The sequence below is a fragment of the Microbulbifer agarilyticus S89 genome (assembly GCF_000220505.1).
Taxonomy (GTDB): Bacteria; Pseudomonadota; Gammaproteobacteria; order Pseudomonadales; family Cellvibrionaceae; genus Microbulbifer; species Microbulbifer agarilyticus_B.
Genome location: NZ_AFPJ01000007.1, coordinates 113611 through 136512 on the forward strand (window position 1 = coordinate 113611; position 22902 = coordinate 136512).

The window sequence follows — 22902 nt, forward strand, 5'->3', positions numbered from 1 at the left end:
CTTCACTGACGCTCCCTCCTTTCGCCACCGTCATCACCGGAACTGTCACCTCCGCCACCGGTACTGCCACCACTGCTCTGGTCACCGCCGTTCGACCCGCCACCGGAAGCGCCGCCAGAGCTGGCACCCGACGAGCTATCGGCCGCGCGGTATTCAGGCAAAGAAAACAGTCGACGCATTTCACCGCCGGTGCGGGTTACCAGCGTGACCTCCACCGCCTGCGGCAAGCGCAGGTCCACGGCACCGGGTGCGATGGTGGAAGAAACCGGCGGCCACTGGGACAGCCAGACGCGCGTATCGCGATCAAAGTAACGCAGGTTGAGCTCTACGATGTCATCGAGCACCGGCTCCACCACGGGCTCCGAGTCGGGCCCGCGGTCCAGTACCCGCCAGCGGCTGCGCAGCAACAGCACGCTGTCATCATCGTCGAGGGAATCGAAGCGGTCGTCATCCGTTTCGGGATAGCCAATGCCATAGTGCAAGCGTTGCAGGTTGCCGCGAGGGTCACCGGTAAGATTTGCCGCCCCCAGGCGCGTAAACTCAAATTCGTTAGTGACGCCTTTGAAGGCCGGCTCATAGCCGCTGTACCCATTCTTTACGGCGCGTGGCGTGAACTGGCGCAAGTCGTCATCCAGCCGGTACATCGCCATGGACAATTGGCGCATCTCATTGGCACGGGCGGTGAGCGCACGATCCGTGGTAAAGAAGGTTTCGAGGAGTGAATAAGAGCCGATACCAATTATCGACACGATGACCAGCACCACCATCACCTCGATCAGCGTAAAACCACTGGCGCGGCGAGGCGTAGGCTGTGGATTCCGCGAACGGGAGCCTTGCGGGGAGACGCGGTAATGTTGCAAGGGTTTCATCGGCCGTTTACTCCGCAACCCAAGAGTCGACGGTGAGAATCGGTGGCTTCTCCGGCCAGCCAACCTGTACAACAATATGGCGCATGCGGGGCTCTTTCGTGGACTTCACCTCCGCCGAAACTTCCCATTCGCGGTCGCCCAGCAAAACCGTTTCGATCTCCTTGCCCAGTGGCGGCCAATCTGTACGCAGACGAATTTCCGCCAATACCTGCTGTGCCACGATGTTCGCAGTGAGGCGCTCTTCCAAAGCCGCCTGCTGGCGCACACTGTCCTGCAGCGTTTTCAGCACACTCGCCGCGATCACCCCGAAAATCACCAGCGCCACCAGTACCTCGACCAGAGTAAAGCCACGTGCGCTGGCAAGGGGCGTCACCGGGACACGACTGGCGCGACTAGTAATCATCGGCCTGCCACTCCAGCCCCATGCCATACAGGCTGCTGTACGAAATGATCGCACCACGCCCCACATCGCCATCCCGCATCAGCAGAAAAGCCAGCTCCACCGGCAGTACTTCACCACTGGATAACGCAGCGAACTGCGGAGTGATCTCTTCGCCCTCTTCTCCCGCTTCGTCATCTTGCTTTCGTGTACTCGAGGAGCTCGGGGAAAAGCTGGTGGTCTGCCCATCTGCGTCGGGCAATTCCGTTTGCGTCAGAACTTCGAGGCGCATGTTGGGAGGCAAGGTGTGAGACAGGAGGCGACTGGCATTGGCGGAACCAGGGTTGGCCGAGAAATCCACCTCCAGCCACTTGAGTGCCGCAGAGTCGTAACGCACCACCCGGTAGCTTGCCTCTTCGAAAACCACGCCGTAGTGGACCTTATCGATGAGTGCGCGGTCGGCGACCAGTTGTAACAGGTTGGCCAGGCGCTGAACCTCACCCGTCCACTTACGGACGTCTGTGTTGCGCAGGGAGAGCGTCGCCATGCCCGCAAGCGAAGCGATGATAACAATCACCACCAGCAACTCGATCAGGGTAAACCCCCGTTGATGGCGGGCCGGGACGCGCATGTTTGCAATAAATCCTGAAATTACAGCTCAGCTGCGAAAAGATCCGCAGATTCGCCCTCACCGCCCGGCTTACCGTCAGCACCGAGGCTGAACAGGTCGTAGGCACCGGCACTGCCCGGGCTGATGTACTGGTACTCGTTACCCCAGGGATCTTTGGGGGCTTTTTTCAGGTAGGGTTCCACCCAGTTTTTCGCCTCAGGAAAACCGGACGGCTTGCTTACCAGTGCTTCCAGGCCCTGGTCAGAACTCGGATAAACGAAATTGTCCATGCGGTACATGTCCAGCGCGGTTGAGATAGCCCGCAAATCCACGGTCGCCGCTTTGATGCGCGCCTCGCCGGTACGCCCCATGATGTTCGGCACTACCAATGCTCCCAGCACACCGAGAATCACGATAACCACCATGATTTCGATCAGGGTAAAACCCTTCTGTGTACGCAAATTGCTCATTTCTCACCTCGCGTTTACAAATCTTGAAAACCCGCCCTACTTCAGGGACAGGTCATACCACTAATTGGTTCATGCTCATGATCGGCATCATGATGGCCATAACAATAAACAGCACTATGCCCGCCATTAACAGCAGCATGATCGGCTCAAACAGGCTGACAAATGCCGTCACCGCCCCTTGTAGGTCGCGCTCCTGGTTTTCTGCCGCGCGCACCAGCATTTGGTCCAGTGTGCCAGAGGACTCACCACTGGCAATCATGTAAGTCATCATCGGCGGGAAGTATTCGACGTCTTCCAGCGCCTTTCTCAGGCTGCCGCCTTCCCGCACAAACTTCTGCGCCACGAGCAGGCGCTCTTTCAGGTAGTCGTTCCCCATTACCCCGCTGGCAATGCCCATGGCCTGGACCAGCGGCACACTGCTGCCGGTCAGGATGGCGAGGGTACCCACATAGCGTGCGCTCTGCCCGCCACGCACCAGCCAGCCAATCACCGGCATTTCCAACAGGCGGTGATGGTAGCGGTAGCGGAAGCCGGGGCGGCGCAGCAACAACAGCCAGCCGACCACCAGCAAGACGATCGCCGGCGGAATCATCCAGCCCCAGGCGGAAATAAAGTCACTGATAGAGACCAGAATTCGTGTCGCCATCGGCAGAGTCTGCCCGGTACCGGTGAAGACCTCAATCACGTCAGGCACGACGTAAACCATGAGTCCGGTCACTACCAAAATGCAGATCACCACCAGCACGATGGGATAGATCAGTGCCAGCTGTACCTTCTGCCGAAACTGCTGCTGGCTCTCGGTGTAGTCCGCCAGCCGCTCCAGCACTCCGTCCAGATGGCCGGAGTGTTCGCCGGCCTCGACGGTGGCGCGGTAGAGCTTGGGAAATGCCCGCGGGAAGCTCCCCAGCGCTTGCGCCAGGCTGTGCCCTTCCAGCACTTTTGCGCGGATCGCCAGCACAATACGCCGTACCTTCTGGTTGCGGGTCTGGTTGGCAATCGCACTGAGGGTTTCTTCGAGGGGAATACCGGCGCGCAACAGCGTTGCGATCTGGCGAGTAAGAAGCGCCAGCGGCTTGATGCCGAGACCTGGACTGCCGCCAAACAGGCTGCCTGCCGCCTGTCCACTCGCCTCACCAGACGCCGCCGCCACTTCCAGCGGAATCAGCCCCTTGGCGCGTAGCTGCTGACGTGCCGCCTTCGCACTGTCGGCCTCGAGGGTGCCGCGATTCTTACGGCCACCACTGTTGAGCGCTGTGTACTCGAATGCACCCATATCAGGACTCCTGGGTTACCCGCAGCACTTCTTCCAGTGATGTTACGCCAGCCAGTACCTTGGCCATGCCATCTTCGCGAATACTCGGGCCCAGCTTGCGCGCTTCCTGTACCAGTGCGCTCTCAGAATCGCGATCGTGAATCATCTGGCGCAGTTTCTCGTTGACCGGCACCAACTCATAAATACCGACGCGGCCGAGATACCCACTGTTATTACATTTGTCGCACCCACCGGGGCGATAAATCGTTGCGCCGGCGCCCTCTGCGAGCCCGAGCACCTTGCACTCAAACGCATCCGCTTCGTGGGGCTGGCGACATTCTGGACACAGCACCCGCACCAGACGTTGCGCGAGTACACCGATCACGCTGGAGGACAGCAGGAACGGCTCGATCCCCATGTCCACAAGGCGGGTCACCGCGCCCAATGCCGTATTCGTGTGCAGGGTGGAAAGCACCAGGTGACCGGTCAAACTGGCCTGAATGGCGATCTGCATGGTCTCCAGGTCGCGAATCTCGCCCACCATCACCACATCCGGGTCCTGGCGGAGGATGGCGCGCAGACCGCGCGCAAAGGTCATATCGGCCTTGATATTGACCTGGGTCTGGCCAACGCCTTCCAGGTTGTACTCCACCGGATCCTCTACGGTGAGAATGTTCTTCTCGCGGTGGTTGATACTGGCGAGGCCCGCATACAGCGTGGTGGTTTTACCAGAACCCGTAGGGCCGGTAACCAGCAGGATGCCATGGGGGCGACTGAGCAGCTCGGTGATGACTTCAAGATCGCGCTCCGCCATACCCAGGTGGCGCATATCCATCTTGCCCGCCTGCTTGTCCAGCAGGCGCATCACCACGCGTTCGCCCGCAGAAGACGGCATGGTAGATACCCGCACGTCCACTTCACGGCCGCCCATCAGCAGCGAGATACGGCCGTCCTGCGGGATGCGTTTTTCGGCGATATCGAGCTTCGCCATCACCTTGATACGCGACACCAGCAGCGGCGCCAGGGCGCGACGGGGCTGCAACACTTCGCGCAACACGCCGTCCACCCGGAAACGCACTACAAGACGCTTCTCAAATGTTTCGATATGAATATCCGACGCACCCTGCTTCAGGGACTCGGCAAAAATCGCGTTAATCAGCTTAACGATGGGAGCATCGTCTTCCTGCTCGAGCAGGTCCTCGGTCTCTGGGAGCGAATCCGCGACGGCGGCGAGATCGAGGTCGTCTCCCAGGCTCTCGACATCGGAGAGGTTGCCCCCTTCCCGATTTTCGTACTCGCGCTGCAACGATTGCTGGAAAGTGTCGAGATCGACCGACGCCACACCCAGAGGGACTTCGCACAGGCGCTGCACTTCCGCCAGCACCGACGGGTTGAGAGGCGCAACATACTGGCATACCGGCGCACCTTCTACCTCGGCCAGCAACACCTGATGCCGTTTGGCAAAGGCGTATGGCAGGCGCTTAAGGGCGAGCTCCGTCATCACTTGGTGTCCTCAGGCTCCAGAGGAAATTCTTCTTGTACGTCTTGGTTTGTCGCCGCCGGCGGCAGCAAGTCAGGCAACACGTCGCCGCGGTTCCAGTCCCAAATACGGCTGGTACGGTCGCGCAGGTACAGCTGCTTTTCCTGCATGTCGCGGTAGCGGCGACGCGTCTCCTCGTAACCGGCAATCTGGTTGCTGAGAATCTTCGGACGGATAAACACCATCAGATTGGTCTTGTTGACTTCCTTAGCGGAGTTGCGGAACAAGCGCCCCAGGCCCGGAATATCGCCCAGCAACGGGACTTTCTGGTTTATCTCGGTGACCTTGTCTTCGATCAGGCCGCCCAGAACCAAAATGGCACCATCGTCGATCAGTACCTTGGTGCGGATTTCACGTTTACTGGTGACCAGGTCCACCGCTGGGCCGGTCACGGGCAATACGTTCTCGACCTTCTGTTCGATTTCCAGGGTGACCGAGTTGTTGTTGTTCACCCGCGGGATAACCTTCAGCTCGGTACCGACGTCTTCACGGGAAACGGTGTTAAACGGATCGGTGCCACTGCCTTCACGCAGCTGCTGCCCGGTGACAAACGGTACGTTCTGGCCCACCAGAATTTCCGCTTCTTCGTTGTCGAGCGCCATCACGGTTGGCGTCGACAAGATATTGGCGTTATTGGAAGACGCCAGGGCATTCAGCGCGACGCGCACATCGGTGCCGCTAAGAAAACCCAAATTAAAACCTGAGCGTATTAAATTTGCTGGGTCTAACGAGCGAGGATTCACCTCTACTCTGTCAACAATAACTCCGTTAGGATCAGTATTGTTAGGATCTGATGGAACTATGGCAACGTCATTTTCAAAGCCAGCAAATACATTGCCTTCATCACTGGCGATCCACTTGATACCCAGTTCGTTATCGGTGCCTTCAGTCACCTCGACGATGATCGCTTCGATCAGTACCTGCGCCCGGCGCACGTCCAGCTTGGCGATCACACCGCGCATGGTTTCCAGCAGTGAGGGCGGCGCGGTAAGAATCAGCGCATTCAGCTCTTCGTTGACCTGAATACTGACTTCAACATTGGCGATCTGCTGGTCTTTCTCCGTTTTCTGGATACTGCCACTCATGCCCTCAAGAATGGGCTTCAGTTCGGCCGCGCTGGCGTATTGCACATACACCACCGCGGTGTTGCCATCGCCGGAAAGCGGCTGGTCCAGGCGATGGATTACCTTTTTCAACTGGCTGCGGGTTACCGGGTCCCCGGTGAGCAGAATACTGTTGGAGCGCTCGTCGACAGCGATACGCAGAGGCTGGATATCGTTACCCGCCTGCTTGCCACCACCCTGCAGCAACTCGGTCATCACCTGCTTCACTTCCTTGGCGGACGCGAACTCAAGCGGCACCAGTTCGATATCGATGGCACCGGCGCGATCCAGCTGGCGGATTAAACGGACAATTTGCTCGATGTTGGCCGCGCGATCCGCGACGATAAGGGTATTGGTATCCGCGTAAGCGGCGAGATGACCAGTTTGCGGAATCAGCGGGCGCAACATTGCGATCAGCTGCGCCGCGGAAATGTTCTCTACCCGTACCGTGCGCACCACCAGTGCCTCACCGGGTGCCCGGCTGCCCTCGTCGACAACGGGAATGGCTTGCTGCTTGGCCAGGGAATCCGGCACCACTTTCCAGGCATCGCCCTGCTCGATCAGGCTAAAGCCATTCACCTGCAGCACCGACATAAATACATCAAACGCCTGCTGGTGGGTCATCGGGTCACCGGCGACCACCGTCACTTTCCCTTTTACGTTCTGGTGAACAATGATGTTCTTGCCGGTAAAGTCCGCAGCCCAATTGATCAGGTCGCGAATGTCGGCATTATCGAGCGACAGGGTCACTCTCTCCTGCATCGACTGAGCCAGCACCGAGAAAGACAGTAAAAAACCCAAGGCGACTGCAACTAGCCGTTGGTGAAACACGCTCATCATTATGATTTTGGCTCTAATTCTTTCTAATCAATAAAAGTTAGGTCTTGAACAAACTCGCAGGCCCCACAATCCCCACCTGCGCCGCCACATTCCTGGCGATTCACTATTCCTGCGATACGCTATTTCTGGCGACTCACTATTCTTGGCGATACGATCTCAACGGTTCGATTGCGCCGCTTGGCGTTCACGCGCCAATTCCCGCAGCTGCTTCAGGCGCTCGCGGATCGATTCTTGCCGGTCGCCGTCAGCGGCGCCCCGATTCGCGCCGATCACCTTCGCGGCCTGCCGCGCGTAATTCTCATACTGCTTGGGCACCGTCGGACGCCCATCTGCATCCGGGTAAGTCAGCTTTTCCATCTGGCCGTTTCTGCGCAAAATGATGTGGTCGACCTCCACCGAGTAGACTTCCGCTCCGCCCGGCAGTGACTGACCTACGTACACGCGCTCGGCCGGCTTGCCCTTTTGCGCAATCAGCGCACTCGCCTGTTCGGCGACACTGCTGCTCAAAACACCAGACAGCACCAGGTTCAGCTGCGTAATAGGAATATTGGCAAGGTCAATTTCCGGCTCCGCCGCTCGCTGGGCGGGGGCCACGCCGAAAAAGGCCGTGGGAGGTATCGAAGATGGAGTGTTGCGCGCCACAGCGCGGGTACTGCGCTCGGCCAACAGGCTGTCGGCGGCGTCACCGCCCGGCATCACCAGATCGCCATAGGCCAACATATTGGTCGTCAGCCAGGCGCCTACGACCGCAACAGTAGCCACCAGGCTGCGCTTTGCCGTGCTGGCAGCAGATCCTGGATTCTGCAGAGCAGAAGATAATGTGCGCTTGACCAAAGACATGATTGAACCCGTCTCTGCTGTACCACAAACAGCGTAATTCTCGTTATTGGGCGCCTATTCTCCGGGCTTACCCGTAGAAAGGCAATCTTCCCCATAAAACAGGTTAATAAACAACCAACCCGTGCGTACAGAAAGATGACGCAGCAGACATCTTATGCGACGCCCCAACAATCAAAAAAGGCGGCCAGAGGCCGCCCTTTCCGGAATGGAGTATATGAACCCAATATTACAATTTGGTTTCCAACTCCGGCACCGCATCAAACAAATCCGCAACCAGGCCGTAGTCGGCCACGGAGAAGATTGGCGCCTCTTCATCTTTGTTGATCGCAACGATCACCTTGGAGTCCTTCATACCCGCCAAGTGCTGGATGGCACCAGAGATACCCACGGCGATGTACAGATCCGGCGCAACGATCTTACCGGTCTGGCCAACCTGCATATCGTTCGGTACGAAGCCTGCATCCACCGCGGCGCGGGATGCACCCACCGCAGCGCCCAGCTTATCGGCAACCTTGTACAGCATTTCGAAGTTTTCACCGTTGCCCATGCCGCGACCACCAGAGATCACAACACTCGCCGCGGTCAGTTCCGGGCGATCGGACTCAGCCAGCTCTTCACCGACAAACTTGGATACATGGGCGTCGTCCACGATATCAACGGTTTCGACCGCCGCGCTGCCGCCTTCGGCCGCCACAGGGTCAAACGCAGTGGTACGCACGGATGCTACCTTGATCGCATCCGAACTCTGCACGGTCGCAATCACGTTACCGGCATAGACCGGACGCTTGAAGGTATCCGGGCTCTCCACGGCAATAATGTCGGAGATCGGCTGTACGTCCAGCAGTGCCGCGGCACGCGGCAGCATGTTCTTACCGGTGGTGGTTGCCGCCGCCAGAACGTGACTGTAATTCTTGCCCAGGTCGGCCACCAGCTTGCCGGTGTTCTCACCCAGCTGATGCTCGTAGGCCGCATTATCGGCAACCAGCACCTTGCTTACGCCGTCAACCTTGGCCGCCGCTTCCGCAACGGCACCACAGCCGCTACCAACAACCAATACGTCGATGTCACCGCCAATAGCCTTGGCTGCAGCGATGGTATTCAGAGTGGCGCCTTTCAGCTCCGCATTATCGTGTTCAGCAATTACCAGAATGCTCATCAGATTACCTTCGCCTCGCTTTTCAGTTTTTCCACCAGTTCCGCTACATCGGCAACCTTGATGCCTGCCTGGCGCTCGGCCGGCGGCTCTACTTTCAAGGTTTTGGTGCGCGGGGCGATATCCACACCCAGCTCATCAGGGGTGGTGACATCCAGCGGCTTGCGCTTGGCCTTCATAATGTTCGGCAGGGATGCGTAACGCGGCTCGTTGAGGCGCAGGTCGGTTGTTACCACCGCCGGCAGGGTCAGCTCAACGGTCTGCAGGCCACCGTCGATTTCACGGGTAACCTTTACGGACTCGCCTTCAACGTTCACTTCGGATGCGAAGGTGCCCTGCCCCATACCGGTCAGCGCAGCCAGCATCTGGCCGGTCTGGTTGTTGTCGCCATCGATGGACTGCTTACCCAGAATCACCAGCTGCGGCTCTTCCTTCTCTACGATGGCTTTCAGGCACTTGGCAACTGCCAGTGGCTGCAGCTCAGCATCGGTTTCTACCTGGATACCGCGATCGGCGCCCAGGGCCAGTGCGGTACGAATCTGTTCCTGGCACTGTTTCGGGCCCATGGAGACAACCACGATCTCGCTGGCTACGCCCTTCTCTTTCAGGCGAACCGCTTCTTCTACCGCAATCTCACAGAAGGGGTTGATGGACATCTTGACATTGGCAGTGTCCACATCAGAACCGTCCGCCTTGGGGCGAACTTTCACGTTGTAATCGACAACGCGCTTCACAGCTACAAGAACTTTCATGAAAATCCCGTCTCAGTAGTCTACATAAAAGCCGCAATCTGCCGCCTACCATGGCGCTGACCTGCGGCGTGGCTAACTCGCGTAGCCTCGCGGCTGAGTGTTTCGCGGCTCGGCCAAGCGCTCCAAGTGAGCGTCTTCGGGCCTCTGCGAGCCGACTTCGAGTTCAAACAGTTGTTTGACCGGGGCGTATGTTGGCCCTTTCACCAAGCAAAATCAATAGTTGAATAGCCAGCCTAACGGTCATTCACAAGATCAATTTCAGGCCATAAACCCTCACTATTCTAGACCGGTGAACCGGGCGAATTACGCCGCTTTTGCCAGCGGATATGAAAAGTTACGCAATTGGTGCGATTGGTCACGGACCGATATAATCGAGAAACCTAAAAGTTGCCTGTCATAATTCGGCGGGTGAATAAGTAAATCAGTTGAGGAGAGACCTGTGGAACGCGAGTCAATGGAATACGACGTAGTCATCGTCGGCGCGGGCCCTGCCGGACTGGCCGCCGCGATTAAGCTACGTCAGATCAATGAAGACATCGCCGTGTGTGTGGTTGAGAAAGGTTCCGAAGTCGGTGCGCACATCCTCTCTGGCGCCGTGTTTGAACCCACCGCCCTGAACGAACTGTTCCCCGACTGGAAAGAGCGCGGTGCGCCGCTGGAAACCCCGGTCGAAGGCGACGATATTTACGTGCTGCGCAGCCCGGAGAAATCTATCAAGGTTCCCGGCATGCTGGTGCCCAGCACCATGCACAACGAAGGCAACTACATTATTAGCCTCGGCAACCTGACCCGCTGGCTCGCCGAGCAAGCCGAAGCGCTGGGCGTGGAGATCTTCCCGGGCTTTGCCGCTGCCGAGGTCCTGTACAACGAAGACGGTTCTGTAAAAGGTATCGCAACCGGCGACATGGGCGTTGGTGCCAACGGCGAGCAAAAAGATAGCTACATGCCCGGCATGGAGCTGCATGCAAAATACACCCTGTTTGCCGAAGGCTGTCGCGGACACCTGGGCAAGCAACTGATTGCCAAATACTCACTGGACGCAGATCGCGAGCCGCAACATTACGGCATCGGCATCAAGGAAATCTGGAAAGTCGACAGCAGCAAGCACCAGCAAGGCCTGGTTGTGCACACTGCAGGCTGGCCGCTGGATGAGTCCGGTTCTTCCGGCGGTGGCTTCCTGTACCACCTGGAAGATGACCAGGTCGTGGTTGGCCTGATCACCGACCTCTCCTATAGCAACCCGCATGTGAGCCCGTTCGACGAGTTCCAGCGTTACAAGCATCACCCCGTGATCAAACAGTACCTGGAAGGCGGACAGCGCGTGGCCTACGGTGCGCGTGCCATTGTAAAAGGTGGCCTGCAGTCGCAGCCCAAGATGACCTTCCCCGGCGGCATGCTGATCGGAGACAACGCCGGCACCCTGAACTTTGCCAAGATCAAGGGTAACCACACCGCAATGAAGTCCGGCATGCTGGCCGCTGAGTCTGTGGCCGAGGCATTGGGTGCTGAACGCGGTAGCGACGAGCTGACCGATTACGCCGAGCGCTACAAAAACAGCTGGGCATGGAAAGAGCTGCACAAGCAGCGCAATTTCGGCCCAGCGCAGCACAAGTGGGGCAACATCTTCGGCGCGGCTTATGCGTTCGTGGACATCAACCTGTTCAAGGGCAAACTGCCGTGGACCCTGAGTGACAGCAAGGCGGACCACGCCCAGCTGAAACCCGCAGCAGACTGCAAAAAGATCGACTATCCGAAGCCGGATGGTGTGCTCAGCTTCGACAAACTGTCTTCGGTGTTTATCTCCAACACCAACCACGAAGAAGACCAGCCGTGCCACCTGACCCTGAAAGACAGCGACATCCCGTTGAACCACAACCTGCCGATTTACGATGAACCGGCGCAGCGCTATTGCCCTGCCGGCGTTTACGAAGTGGTAGAGGACGGTGACGGCAAGCGCTTCCAGATCAACGCACAGAACTGCGTACACTGTAAGACTTGCGACATTAAGGACCCCACCCAGAACATTGTGTGGGTGACTCCGGAAGGTGGCGGCGGCCCCAACTATCCAAACATGTAATTGCTGAGCAGTCAGTGTATGGGGCGCCCAATGGGCGCCCTTTTTTATTGCCTTGAATTTAACAGCCACCGATACGAAAAAAACCGGACACTGTTACCAGCGCCCGGCTCTTTAAGCATCCCTGTTGCTATAATACTTCCAGGTACTTTTTTGTTGTCGAAACCTTTCCGATCAGAACTTGTACTGAGCACTCAGCGCAAAAGACTGGCCGGGCTTTTCTTCGAATACGATCACACTGGCACGCTCAATTTCGATTGCCTCATCCAGCAGGTTCTGCATTTTAGCTTTGATGGTGATTTCTTCGGTCGGGTACCAAGAGTACGTCAGGTCCAGCGAGTGGAACGGCAGCTCATAGGCATCCGGGGCACCGTTACGGCCGGCAGCATACAGACGATCGCCGAACACGTTGTAACCCAGGGTTGCGGTGTGACCGCCATCTGGCGAGTCAAAGCCGACCAGCATGTTAACCACATACTCGGAAGCACCGGTCATTTCACGGATCGGATTGGTAGGCGCATCCGCTTCGGCACCGGCAACCAGCTCGGTTTCCTGGAATGTCAGGTTGCTCTGGACGAAGAAGCTGTCCATGAATTCACCCATAAAACCAAGGCCTTTCAGCGCCTCAATTTCCACACCTGTGATCTCACCAGATTCCGCATTGATAATTTCGCGCGCAACGTTGGTATCACTAGAAGCCAATTCAAAGAACTCGATCGGATCGACAATGTCTTTGTAGAATGCGGATACGGTCAGGTTGTCACCATTGTCGAAATACCACTCACCGCGTACGTCAAAGTTGGTAATCTCAGATGGGCGCGCGTCCGGGTTACCCTTCACCTGCTCGTCGGTAATCGGGTCGATGTAGATCGCCTCAGTAATTTCACGCAGGTCCGGGCGAACCGCGGTCTTACTGGCACCGAAACGCAGCTGGAAGGTCTCCGCCCACAGCGCACCCATGTAGGTCAACGATAGAGACGGATATACCGCATCGTCACTGTACGTCGAATCCCGGAGCACATCTTCATCTGCAGTGATCTGAGGGTCGTCAACGCTGTAACCATAGGGATTCCAGTCGAGTGCAACCTGGTTGTACTCTTCCCAGCGCGCGCCAGCGGAGGCGCGCCAGGTTTCACTCAGGGTCCAGTCAACCTTACCAAATACGGCATCGGTCAAGGTTGCTGCGATATAACTCTGGTTATTGGTACCAGCGCGGTCAAACGCGTAGTCATTGGCCGGGTCAGTGATTTGCGCATCGCCAAACACCTGGTCCAGGCTCCCGCCTAGTGTGGCAGGATCATCAACGTTGATCGCACCAATGCGGAATTCACTCTGCTTGTAGTAGCGCGCCTTTTCGGTACGCGCGAAGCCACCGCTCAACTCCAGTGAAGAACTGGAGAACTCCAACGGCAAGGTAGCGCTCCAACCAAAGTCTGCAACCTCATCTTCCAGCTCAGTAAAACGGAAACCGGAACTGTTTACGCCGTTGCTTACCGAAGAGCTCACTACTTCACCCAGACTGTTGGTCAGGGTGTCCGCATTGACGGTAACCTCATTCGGAATATCGGTCTGGGCCGTGGACTCGGAATAAAACCAGTCCACTTGTAGTTCTTCAGGCGCCCAGTCAAGCAGGCCACCTGGAACCATACCTTTCGTGGCGGGGCCTAGGGTGTGAGTGCCTTGCGCCTGATTCACCAGCAGATCGCGCTCTTCATATTTCAGTGCGTATTCACGGAAACCACGGCCGTCAGACAACTGGCGGTTTTCGTTGAAGTAATCGCGAATAGAAGTATCGTCATCGGTATTGCGCAGATACAAGCTGGTCAGAGTAACTTCGTGGTCGTCGCCATAGCGCACACCCAGATTGAGGTTACCGCTCAAATCTACGGAGTACGTCGAGGTGTTCTCAACATCCACAACTTCTTCCGGCAGACCATAAGAACGCTTGACGGTCTCTTCTTCACGCCAGCGATTCTTATAAGAAGCACCCGCCAGGAAACCTACTTCCAGATCATCGGTGATGTAGAAACGGTTGCCGACGCTGCCTTTGAAATCCATATCCGGATTGCTGGAGTCTTCCTCTACTGCGATGTCGCGGTTCAAGTGCAGGGCCAGCTCACGATTGAGCTGCCTTGCGGCCGCAATTGCTTCAGAGGCTGAGGCATATTCGTTGCCTTCCTGCTCCAGCACTTCGCGAATATCCTGCACACCCAGCTCACCTTTAAAGCGCTGCAGCGCTTGCTCGAGCTCGACAGGCAAGGCACGAGTGCCATCGTCGGTGCCGAAGTCGTCATCGTCACCGCCGCGGTATGACAGTACATCGCCATCGGTCTCGGTGTTGGTGCCGGTACCCAACTCAATTGAGTACGTCAAACCATCGGGGATGCCCTTGGTACGGATATTAACGTTACCACCACCAAAGGTTGCCGCCTGATCGGCAGAGTAGGACTTCTGTACCGCGAGGGAGTCCACCACGGAAGTCGGGAAGATATCCAGCGGGATTACATTACGGGTCAGATCTGGAGACGGGACAGTGGCGCCGTTCAGCGTGGTACTGGAGTAACGCTCACCCAGACCACGAACGTAGACAAACTTGTCGTTTACCAGAGACAGGCCAGCCACACGACGCAGTGCCGCAGCCACTGTAGAATCCCCTACCCGGCCAATCATTTCAGAACCGAGAATGTCGGTTACCACTTCCTCTTCCAGGCGCTCACTCACCAACATCTCTGCCGAGTCTTTCAGGCGCCCCTGAACCATGACTTCTTCAATTTGCTGAGCCTGTGGGCCAGCAATGTTATCCATTTCTACCTGCGCGAATGCGTTAGGAGCAATGACAGAGGCCGTGGCGATAGCCAAAACCAACGGCACTCTTTGAAACTTTTCGTTCTTATCCATTTCCCAGGCCTCTAATCGTTCCTGATCTCAAAATCAAACGAGGCGCCGGCTCCAGCGTGTGAAGGCGGCGCCTCTCAGTCAGAATCTATAAACCTGACCAGCTAAGCACTTACTGCTGCTCGAACCACAGCGCCTGAGCACGGCTGCCGTCGTGCAGGCCGTAAGTCCAGCCAACAGTCCAGTCGCTGTCACCAGCACTCAGAGCACCCAGGTAGGCGCGCTCGATCGGAGAGATGCCAACAGGCGCGTCGTTAACCATCATGCTGTCGGTGTCGATGGAGAATACAGACAGAGGACCTTCCAGCAGCTGCAGGCCAGTGTCGGCAGCGGCGGTCGGGTTCAGAGCGGCGCCGGCCGGCACATCGGCAAATACGTTGCCGTTCGCAACAGCCCAGGCTTCCAGTTCTTCAGCGCCAATCGGGCCACCTTTAGTCTTGTCAGCACAAGCAAAGATGTTGGAAGTGATGCTTGCTTCGGTACCAGCAGCCAGCGCAGCAGTGGTCTCGTCGCTCTCTACACGCAGACAGTAGTTACTACCTTCCACTCCATTTTCATCGGCGGCGAAGGAGCCGATAACCATAGAGTTGGTGATCGTCGGGAAGATACCTTCGCGGAAACGCCAGCCAGCGCCAGGATCGTGCGTACCTTCGCTCTGCGCGGAGATGATGCAGGTCAGACCGTCGATCACCGGACGGCTGTTCAGGCCGGCCTCGATCAGGGCGGAGTAGTCATTGGTATCTTTGTAAGAACCGATACCGTCAGACTCGATACAGTGGTTACCATCGGTTTCGCCCTGAATAACCAGTGCGTTAGTGATGGAGCCGCTCCAGCCTTCATCGATATCGATGGAGTCATCACGCACGTACATGGCCAGATAGTTTTCGAAGCTAACTGCACCACCAAACATTTCAATGCCGTCGTCGTACGTAGAGTAAACCTGCAGGTTCTTGACGATGGTGCCAGAACCAACAGAGCTGAAGGTGATGCCGTTCAGCTCGTCACCATTCGCAACTTCCGCACCGGTGTGCTTAACGCGCACATATTCCATATGGCCGGAGCTGTCACCGTTGTTGTCACCGCCGTAGTTGGACTGATCTTTACCGGCAGCGCCTTCGGCCAGTACGTGACACTCAGAGGTGTTCATTTCAGCATCGTAGGCACACTTGTTTGTGATACCGAAACCGTTGATCACCATACCACCCCACTGCTGTACGTCTTCAGGACCTACAGTGCCCTCTACGTCAGACAGAGAAGTGAAAGTAATTGGGTCTTGCGCAGTACCCACCGCAACCAGCTGGGAACCACGGTTTACAACCATGAACTTGGTGCTATCCGGGAATGCAACCGTTGCGCCGGCCTGCACAGTCAGCTGTGCGCCGTCACCGCCTTCAGCGATACCAGCAGCAGCCATGGTGGTGTCGTCGTCGTAGTTGTTACCAACGAACAGGCTACCTTCAAAAAGGTGCACACCGTTTTCCAGGGCCGGAATTACCAAGTCAACAGTCAACGGGTTGCCGGAATCGACGAACGCTGCGTTGTAGCTACAGTTACCAGTCTCAGCGTTGAATTCGCCCTGCTTAACAGAACCGGCTTTTTCATAAGAGGCACATGGGTTATCGACAACCGCGCCACCGTCACCACCGCCAGTGCTGTTATCTACGGAGTTGTCATTAGTTTCTGGAGCAATGGTAATACCGCCGCTGTCACAGCCAGCCAGAAGACCACTGATAGCAGCTGCCAGCAGCAGCTTCTTGGTTACGAGTTTCATGAATCCCCCTAACAAGGATGAAATGGATTTATCCGTAAATAATTTTTTTAACGGCCAAAGCAATTTGGACGAAGGGGAGTCTAGGAATGGAGTGTTGCGAAAATGTTACGAATGAAAGACGCGAATATGAAATCGAGAAAAATATTTCAAATATTTTGAAATATGAAATTTATGTGTCAGGGATATTTCTCCAATATTTCTAATCTATTTCAGTAAATATTATTCCGGATAAAAAATAATCGGATTTAATTTACGCGAAACATTGGATTGTATTAGTAAGAAATAAATTACAAGGCCGACGAGAGTGTGGCTGAAGATGCCCTAAGGAAGAGTTCAGTATTGGCCGAGCAAAAACTCTTCGCCGTTACTTTTTAACCAGAGCTGGCAGAGTTTGGCAGGAGGCTCATTTGGTTGACGCGGTTCCGCCCAGTCGATCAACTGATAATACACATCCCTCGACATACGCCCTTCAAGCCCATCGCGGACTTCTATATAGGGAATTGGCTGAGATGGCTCACCATAAGGCTTCAGCAGAAGCGGGTGCATTTTGTCTAACGGAAGCACATCCCCGGTATTCGTGGTGAGCAATATCTGCGCACTGTCACCTTCCCCTTCCCGCGCAGCCTGGGTAATTAAAAAAGGCACATCTTCCACCACAATGCGCCACTTCTCGACGGGTGTGACCAGAAAATAATCATCACCCTCTTTCTTGAGGATACTCGCGAACAGCTTTACCAGCGGCTTGCGCTCAATTTCTGTGCCTTCATGAATCCAGTGACCATCGGTCTTGATGATCATATCCATGTCGCCGCAGAGGTCGGGGTTCCAGGAGGATACCGGAGGGTATCCCTGGAACTCGTCCTGCAATTTCTGTAACTGCTGGAATAGTGGCTCAGCCAAAACTGCTACCCGGTGTGCCGGGCGTGTTTTGGGCAACGCCGGCGGGTTGATCCGACTCCTGGTGGCGGCGATTGGAAATGTCACCGATGTGCACACCAACATCCATGATGAACTCCATCAGTCCCTCGCGATCTTCAATAACATCAGAGAACGATTTGGAGTGATACAGTTCAACAGCGCCCTGTACCAGGGCCCAGTAGGTGGAGTAGTAAAAATACGGGGGGACTTTCTTCAGTACGCCCTGTTCCATGCGGCGCTCGAAGACGCGGTTGAGCGCCGAGGCGTTGGAATTACGCAGCGCATGGAGCTCAGCAATCATTTCGGGAGCCAGGTTCAGCGCAATAATCTTTTCTTCAAGCCGCTGAAACAGCCGGTCGCGCGCAGGATCTGCCATGCGCGACTCAAAATAAGCACGTGCCGGGGCGGTAATATCACCCTGCTCTGCAGTTGCCACGGCGCTCTTCAGGCGCTCTGTGAGGGACTTCTCGTAGTCCATCAGCAGGCGCATATAGATCTCGGTCTTAGAGATAAAGTGCTTGTATATGGTGCCTTTACCAATGTCGACGCGTTCAGCAATCTGCTCAACGGTCACCTTCTCTTCACCATGCTCGAGCAACAGCTCCAGCGCTGCGTCCAGGATACGCTGCTCGCGCGCACGGAACCGCTGAACCTTCTCTTTTGCCTTATCCATACTTCCGACCTTAACTGTCCGTAAATTTGGAGACTGAAATTGACTATCCATTCATGAATGATAGGCAATTCCCCTGCTTTGGAAAAGAAATTCGATGAAATTCGCGCCTATCACAGGATTTCGCCCCTCTCTCGCCAAGTTGGTAGAAAGAGATTCCTCAACCCGACTGACGGCAACATCAGCACTTCGGCCGGAGTTAACGGGATAACGGGGTAGCGGGATAGTAAGTCGATATAAAAAATGTAGCCGCAGCCCAAGGTCCCAGCCATACCCCGGCGGCTCGCGCATCGTATTGCTAGGCCGAATGGGAGAATGCGTAATGGCCAGGGCGCTTCGGCTTGCTATCATTCAGCGCGAACCAGACCGCGCCGCATTGGCGCTTCGTAACATTTGTTTTATTTGGGTCCCCTATGCAGGAATTTCTGAGCACGCTGCTCGACGTCGAACGATTAGATAGCAACCTATATCGCAGCCGCAGCCATGTAGAGAACTACAGAAAAGTGCTATTTGGCGGCCAAGTGCTCGGTCAGGCCCTGATGGCAGCAGCGCGGACGGTGGAAGACCGCCTGCCCCATTCTCTGCACGCCTACTTCCTGCGCCCTGGCTCCAGCGAAATGCCGGTAATCTACGATGTGGACCCCATTCGCGACGGCGGCAGCTTCACCACCCGCCGGGTGGTAGCGCGTCAGAACGGCAAAGCCATTTTCAATATGTCCTGCTCGTTTCAGATCGATGAGCCGGGATTCGATCATCAAACTGACATGCCCACCGAGGGCGTTATTCCCCCTGAAAAGCTGAAAAACACCCAGCAGCTGGCGGAAGAAGCCGGCATGAATGACCCTGCGCACAACCAGCGTCGCTACATGGTGGACTTCCGCCCGGTGGATCCAATGAGCTATTTTGGCGCCGCTGTGCGCGAGCCACGCTGTATGTTCTGGTTCAAGGTGGACAGCGAGCTTTCCGACGACCCGATCGAACACCGCAGCGCGCTGTGCTACGCCTCGGATATGGCACTGCTTGGCACCAGCCTGCAGCCGCACCCCATCAGCCTGTTTGACCCGCATATGATGCCGGCAAGCCTGGATCACGCCATGTGGTTCCACCGCCACTTCCGTGCCGACGATTGGCTGCTGTACGTGACCGACAGCCCCTCGGCGAGCGGTGCCCGCGGTTATTGCCGTGGCCAGATCTTTACCCGTGACGGCCGCCTGGTTGCGTCCACCACCCAGGAAGGCCTGATTCGCAAGATCGACCGCTAAGCCGCATCGTGCAAACCTGCCGCCCGCAGCAATCGCGGCAGGTTCGTAAATTTAATGAAATCAGTGGTTTACAGCCCGTGACCGGCTGTTATAATGCCGCCCGCTTTGCAACAAAGCGCGAGCAATTTGCTCGACCTAGTCGGTGAGTAGCGCAGCCTGGTAGCGCACTTCGTTCGGGACGAAGGGGTCGGAGGTTCGAATCCTCTCTCACCGACCATTTTCCCTCCTACCGCTTTCTCATTTTTACACTTCACTGATTGAGCCAGAATCTGCGGCACTGATACCCTTGTTTGTGGTCACAGACACCAGATTTAACCATTCGACATGGGTTTGAGTTCTACCAGTGCGTTTATTTTTACGATTCCTCCTGATTCTCGTCACCCTCTCCCCCTGGGTTACCGCCAACGCCAAGGGCGTGGATTACTACGATGTGCGCTATCAGGCAGCGCTCAAGCCTGAAACTGGCATGGCCGACGTCACCATTACTCTGTCTGGTGATGAACTGCCGAGTAAACTCACGCTGCACTTGAAGCCTGCGCGCCACCACAACATCGAGGGCGACGGTGATATCGAGATGGATGGCGACAAGGCGATCTGGACCCCCAAGGGGAAGACTTCCAGCATCCACTACCAGTTCAAGATCGATAAGAAAAAGGGTTCTGGTCATTACGATTCGCGCATCACCGATGATTGGGCGATTTTGCGCACCGACAAGTTGATCCCACCCATTTCCACCCGCGCACCGCAACGGCTGCACTCCCGCGCTACCCTGGAAATCACTACCCCGAAGAACTGGCGCAGCCTTGCGCCCTACCAAAAAGATGAAGCCGGAGTCTTTATTCTCAAAGATGACGGACGCCGTTTTATTCGCCCGAAAGGCTGGATGATTGCCGGTGACCTGGGGAGCCGACAAGAATTTATTGATGGCACCGACACCGTTGTAGCTGGCCCCCGTGGCAAGGATATCCGACGGCAAGATACGCTCGCCTTTCTCAACTGGACACTTCCGGAACTGAAAAAAGTCTTTCCATTGTTCCCGGACAAACTGCTGATTGTCATGGCGCCCGACCCCATGTGGCGTGGCGGACTTTCCGGTACCCGATCCCTGTTTATCCACTCGGACCGGCCACTCATCTCGGGGAACCGTACCAGCAGCTTGCTGCATGAGCTAATCCACGTGGGCACCGGTATTCGCGGTGACAAGGAAAGCGACTGGATTGTAGAAGGCATCGCAGAGTACTACTCGCTACAGACCCTGCGTCGCACGGGCGGTATCAGCGAGCGCCGCTACCAGGAAACCATGGAGAAACTCGCCGCCTGGGGCGAGGAATCCCCCGACCTCTTGGTGAAGCGCTCTTCTGGCCCAATCACGGCACGCGCGGCTGTTGTTATGGGGGAAATAGACCTCTACATTCAGAGCGCTAGCGATGGTGAACGCAGCTTGGACGATGTGGTAACCGCAATGGCGGCTGATCGCGGGGAAATCACCCTGGACCGGTTTCGCAAGCTCGCAGAAGAGGCCGCAGGCAGCGAAGTTCCCCAGCTAGACCGGACATTTCTTTCAGGCAAAAAAAAGCCCTGACGACGGGGGGGGGGGAGAGCGTCAGGGCCAAGACCATTAGGAGTGAAACTTGGAGGATTTCATCCTTACAACACACGGGGCACCCGTATGGAGGAAGGTGCCCGGCCGGCACTACTAAACACGACGTGGGGGGAGATGTGTGCTAGCCAGCTACTCTCAGTATTAGCCAGCCCCGCAGGATTTCCAGCATGATTCCAGATTCGTTTAGAACAAATCGCAATAGCAGTCCGCTTTTCATTCTGGCTAGTTATTATAGGAACCCGAAACATGGCATTTGCTTACTTTTCACTCACCGGTGAGAAGTTCGAGAAATTGCCTTGACTAATCCTTCGCAGGCCATAGAATAGCGCCCTCTTACACGCCCTGAGGCGCGTAAGTATCAGAAAACGCTGGGATTTTTGGCGATCATCCGCTAAACTCCGCGACGTTTTCATCGCTTGATGCGACACCTATGGCTAGGTGGCAGAGTGGTCATGCAGCGGACTGCAACTCCGTGTACGCCGGTTCGATTCCGACCCTAGCCTCCATATTTCTTGGTCAGCCTATTCAGGCTTGCCAGCATCACTGGCCAACAAACGAGCCAGCTGAGCATCCACTGGCCCGGGTGGTGGAATTGGTAGACACAAGGGATTTAAAATCCCTCGACTTCTGGTCGTGCGGGTTCAAGTCCCGCCCCGGGCACCACTCCTCCTCCCGCACCAAATTCTGAATCCTTATCTCGTTACTATCCGAGCTATTTCCCGCGCAATTTCCGGCCGTCTTTTCCGTCCCGGCTGCTACTGCCGAAACACCTCGACACAACTACACTCAAGAACAAACGGCAGAATATGAGTGTGCGCTGTGCGAAGACCTTACCAAAACCCAGATTTTCATACTCGCCTATCCGCTGTACGCGAGCCCCTTTTAAAGTTCGGCCTGCAACTGCTTTGTTTCATTTGTGTTGCTCTGCACCTGCACCCTGCTCACGGTACTGAGCCGGTAACACCCGAAAACTACATCCGTGCCGAAGTCGATTTCGCACTTGCTGACTTTCAAAAAAATGCTGGCGGCAAGGTGAATACGTTTTTCTACATCACGGAACCGACTCCTCTCGATAACCAAACTGTCGTGCGCATGAATCGCGACACGCTCTACGCCGGTGCCGTAGTTGACACCGAGGGTGGTGCCACGATCACCATTCCAGAATTTCCCGATGATCGATATTTCTCCGTGTACGTGGTCGACAATGATCACTATGCCGCTGCGGTGTATTACACCCCGGGCACTCATAAACTCCCGGAAGACACCAAGTATGCCGCGGTTATTCAGCGCATCCAGCTAAAAGATCCCAGTGACCCCAAAGATGTAGCCCTGGTAAACGCAATGCAAAAAAAGATCACGATTAACGCGACCAGCGCCGACCCATTTCCCACACCGTTGTGGGATAAAGATTCCATGCTCACCCTGCGCAAGGAGTACGAGAAAGAGTTCCAGCAATTTGATCAATACGAGCCCGACTGGATGGGACCCCGGGGAGAAGTCAATGAACAGACCCGCCATCTGGCCGTCGCTGGAGCCATATATTTGTTTCCGGAAAAAGACGCCGTATACATCAACTACACCGGCCCGCAAGACGGATCAAAGTGCTACCGGGCAAACTATGCGGTACCGGACAACAATGCCTTTTGGTCCATCACCGTGTACGGGGATGATGGATTTATGAAGTCTGGCAACAACATTATTAATGACCGCAATGTGACGCTGAATAAAGACAACACCTTTACCGCTTACTTCGGCAGTGAACAAGCTTGCGGCAACCAAGCAAACCGTGTGGATATTACTGATGGCTGGAACTTCCTGATGCGCGTCTATCGGCCTGGCCCTGCGGTATTGAAAAGGGAATACAACTTGCCACCGGTGCAGGTGGTGGAGTAGCGCATCGC

Annotated in this window: 18 protein-coding genes and 3 tRNA genes; 7 read left to right on the plus strand and 14 right to left on the minus strand. The window is 56.1% G+C overall.

Annotated features, from left to right (window positions below; genetic code table 11):
* Positions 1–2 precede the first annotated feature (2 nt).
* From gspJ to AS89_RS0101390, 10 genes are all read right to left on the minus strand, one after another.
* A complete protein-coding gene (gspJ, locus tag AS89_RS18035; protein WP_010130449.1) occupies positions 3–869 on the minus strand; it encodes a type II secretion system minor pseudopilin GspJ in 867 nt (288 codons plus the stop codon).
* Between the two features lie 7 nt (positions 870–876).
* Positions 877–1272: a type II secretion system minor pseudopilin GspI gene (gspI, locus tag AS89_RS0101350; protein WP_010130450.1), complete on the minus strand. Its 396-nt coding sequence runs from the start codon at positions 1270–1272 to the stop codon at positions 877–879.
* Positions 1262–1879: a pilus assembly FimT family protein gene (locus AS89_RS0101355; RefSeq protein WP_010130453.1), complete on the minus strand. Its 618-nt coding sequence runs from the start codon at positions 1877–1879 to the stop codon at positions 1262–1264. Before AS89_RS0101355 ends, gspI begins: the two co-directional genes overlap by 11 nt.
* Positions 1880–1899: 20 nt before the next feature.
* On the minus strand, positions 1900–2328 hold the full coding sequence (gspG, locus tag AS89_RS0101360) for a type II secretion system major pseudopilin GspG (protein WP_010130455.1): 429 nt from the start codon (positions 2326–2328) through the stop codon (positions 1900–1902).
* A 52-nt stretch (positions 2329–2380) separates the two neighbouring features.
* The gene (gene gspF / locus AS89_RS0101365; protein WP_010130456.1) at positions 2381–3601 is read right to left on the minus strand and encodes a type II secretion system inner membrane protein GspF; all 1221 of its coding nucleotides are present in this window, start codon (positions 3599–3601) and stop codon (positions 2381–2383) included.
* 1 nt (position 3602) lies between these two features.
* Positions 3603–5081: a type II secretion system ATPase GspE gene (gene gspE, locus AS89_RS0101370; RefSeq protein WP_010130457.1), complete on the minus strand. Its 1479-nt coding sequence runs from the start codon at positions 5079–5081 to the stop codon at positions 3603–3605.
* On the minus strand, positions 5081–6985 hold the full coding sequence (gspD, locus tag AS89_RS16570; protein WP_237709612.1) for a type II secretion system secretin GspD: 1905 nt from the start codon (positions 6983–6985) through the stop codon (positions 5081–5083). Before gspD ends, gspE begins: the two co-directional genes overlap by 1 nt.
* A gap of 234 nt (positions 6986–7219) precedes the next feature.
* The gene (locus AS89_RS0101380) at positions 7220–7903 is read right to left on the minus strand and encodes a type II secretion system protein N (protein ID WP_010130459.1); all 684 of its coding nucleotides are present in this window, start codon (positions 7901–7903) and stop codon (positions 7220–7222) included.
* A gap of 226 nt (positions 7904–8129) precedes the next feature.
* Entirely contained in the window at positions 8130–9059 is a 930-nt protein-coding gene (locus AS89_RS0101385) for an electron transfer flavoprotein subunit alpha/FixB family protein (protein ID WP_010130461.1), read from the minus strand.
* A complete protein-coding gene (locus AS89_RS0101390) occupies positions 9059–9808 on the minus strand; it encodes an electron transfer flavoprotein subunit beta/FixA family protein (protein WP_010130462.1) in 750 nt (249 codons plus the stop codon). Before AS89_RS0101390 ends, AS89_RS0101385 begins: the two co-directional genes overlap by 1 nt.
* Before the next feature lie 454 nt (positions 9809–10262).
* Here AS89_RS0101390 and AS89_RS0101395 point away from each other — a divergent pair, with 454 nt between their 5' ends.
* Complete coding sequence (locus AS89_RS0101395; protein WP_202798365.1) at positions 10263–11885, plus strand: electron transfer flavoprotein-ubiquinone oxidoreductase; 1623 nt, start codon at positions 10263–10265, stop codon at positions 11883–11885.
* A 171-nt stretch (positions 11886–12056) separates the two neighbouring features.
* On the opposite strand, the gene AS89_RS0101400 is transcribed toward AS89_RS0101395, so the two are convergent.
* The 4 genes from AS89_RS0101400 to AS89_RS0101415 all read right to left on the minus strand — a co-directional run bounded on the left by AS89_RS0101400 (position 12057) and on the right by AS89_RS0101415 (position 18139).
* Positions 12057–14780, minus strand: a complete 2724-nt coding sequence (locus AS89_RS0101400) for a TonB-dependent receptor domain-containing protein (RefSeq protein WP_010130466.1) — start codon at positions 14778–14780, stop codon at positions 12057–12059.
* Between the two features lie 109 nt (positions 14781–14889).
* On the minus strand, positions 14890–16548 hold the full coding sequence (locus AS89_RS0101405; RefSeq protein ID WP_010130467.1) for a hypothetical protein: 1659 nt from the start codon (positions 16546–16548) through the stop codon (positions 14890–14892).
* 333 nt (positions 16549–16881) lie between these two features.
* Positions 16882–17448: a DUF1285 domain-containing protein gene (locus AS89_RS0101410; protein ID WP_010130468.1), complete on the minus strand. Its 567-nt coding sequence runs from the start codon at positions 17446–17448 to the stop codon at positions 16882–16884.
* Positions 17441–18139, minus strand: a complete 699-nt coding sequence (locus AS89_RS0101415) for a TetR/AcrR family transcriptional regulator (RefSeq protein ID WP_010130469.1) — start codon at positions 18137–18139, stop codon at positions 17441–17443. The genes AS89_RS0101410 and AS89_RS0101415 overlap by 8 nt, the downstream gene beginning before the upstream one ends.
* A 410-nt stretch (positions 18140–18549) precedes the next feature.
* Between AS89_RS0101415 and AS89_RS0101420 the strand changes: the two genes are divergently transcribed.
* The 6 genes from AS89_RS0101420 to AS89_RS0101445 all read left to right on the plus strand — a co-directional run bounded on the left by AS89_RS0101420 (position 18550) and on the right by AS89_RS0101445 (position 22894).
* Positions 18550–19398, plus strand: a complete 849-nt coding sequence (locus AS89_RS0101420; RefSeq protein ID WP_010130470.1) for an acyl-CoA thioesterase — start codon at positions 18550–18552, stop codon at positions 19396–19398.
* Between the two features lie 140 nt (positions 19399–19538).
* Positions 19539–19615: transfer RNA gene (locus AS89_RS0101425), tRNA-Pro, on the plus strand.
* 126 nt (positions 19616–19741) lie between these two features.
* On the plus strand, positions 19742–20980 hold the full coding sequence (locus tag AS89_RS16575) for a hypothetical protein (RefSeq protein ID WP_010130471.1): 1239 nt from the start codon (positions 19742–19744) through the stop codon (positions 20978–20980).
* Positions 20981–21433: 453 nt separating this feature from the next.
* Positions 21434–21507, plus strand: a tRNA-Cys gene (locus AS89_RS0101435).
* A 71-nt stretch (positions 21508–21578) separates the two neighbouring features.
* A tRNA-Leu gene (locus AS89_RS0101440) sits at positions 21579–21664 on the plus strand.
* A 369-nt stretch (positions 21665–22033) separates the two neighbouring features.
* Entirely contained in the window at positions 22034–22894 is an 861-nt protein-coding gene (locus AS89_RS0101445) for a DUF1214 domain-containing protein (RefSeq protein WP_202798358.1), read from the plus strand.
* The last annotated feature ends 8 nt before the right edge of the window (positions 22895–22902 follow it).

Coding starts and splice junctions, on each gene's coding strand:
- AS89_RS0101420 (WP_010130470.1), top strand. CDS start 18,550: ATGCAGGAATTTCTGAGCACGCTGCTCGACGTCGAACGATTAGATAGC.
- AS89_RS0101390 (WP_010130462.1), bottom strand. CDS start 9,808: ATGAAAGTTCTTGTAGCTGTGAAGCGCGTTGTCGATTACAACGTGAAA.
- AS89_RS0101385 (WP_010130461.1), bottom strand. CDS start 9,059: ATGAGCATTCTGGTAATTGCTGAACACGATAATGCGGAGCTGAAAGGC.
- AS89_RS0101405 (WP_010130467.1), bottom strand. CDS start 16,548: ATGAAACTCGTAACCAAGAAGCTGCTGCTGGCAGCTGCTATCAGTGGT.
- AS89_RS0101380 (WP_010130459.1), bottom strand. CDS start 7,903: ATGTCTTTGGTCAAGCGCACATTATCTTCTGCTCTGCAGAATCCAGGA.
- AS89_RS0101415 (WP_010130469.1), bottom strand. CDS start 18,139: ATGGATAAGGCAAAAGAGAAGGTTCAGCGGTTCCGTGCGCGCGAGCAG.
- AS89_RS0101400 (WP_010130466.1), bottom strand. CDS start 14,780: ATGGATAAGAACGAAAAGTTTCAAAGAGTGCCGTTGGTTTTGGCTATC.
- gspJ (WP_010130449.1), bottom strand. CDS start 869: ATGAAACCCTTGCAACATTACCGCGTCTCCCCGCAAGGCTCCCGTTCG.
- gspD (WP_237709612.1), bottom strand. CDS start 6,985: ATGCAGGAGAGAGTGACCCTGTCGCTCGATAATGCCGACATTCGCGAC.
- gspG (WP_010130455.1), bottom strand. CDS start 2,328: ATGAGCAATTTGCGTACACAGAAGGGTTTTACCCTGATCGAAATCATG.
- gspI (WP_010130450.1), bottom strand. CDS start 1,272: ATGATTACTAGTCGCGCCAGTCGTGTCCCGGTGACGCCCCTTGCCAGC.
- gspE (WP_010130457.1), bottom strand. CDS start 5,081: ATGACGGAGCTCGCCCTTAAGCGCCTGCCATACGCCTTTGCCAAACGG.
- gspF (WP_010130456.1), bottom strand. CDS start 3,601: ATGGGTGCATTCGAGTACACAGCGCTCAACAGTGGTGGCCGTAAGAAT.
- AS89_RS0101395 (WP_202798365.1), top strand. CDS start 10,263: ATGGAATACGACGTAGTCATCGTCGGCGCGGGCCCTGCCGGACTGGCC.
- AS89_RS0101355 (WP_010130453.1), bottom strand. CDS start 1,879: ATGCGCGTCCCGGCCCGCCATCAACGGGGGTTTACCCTGATCGAGTTG.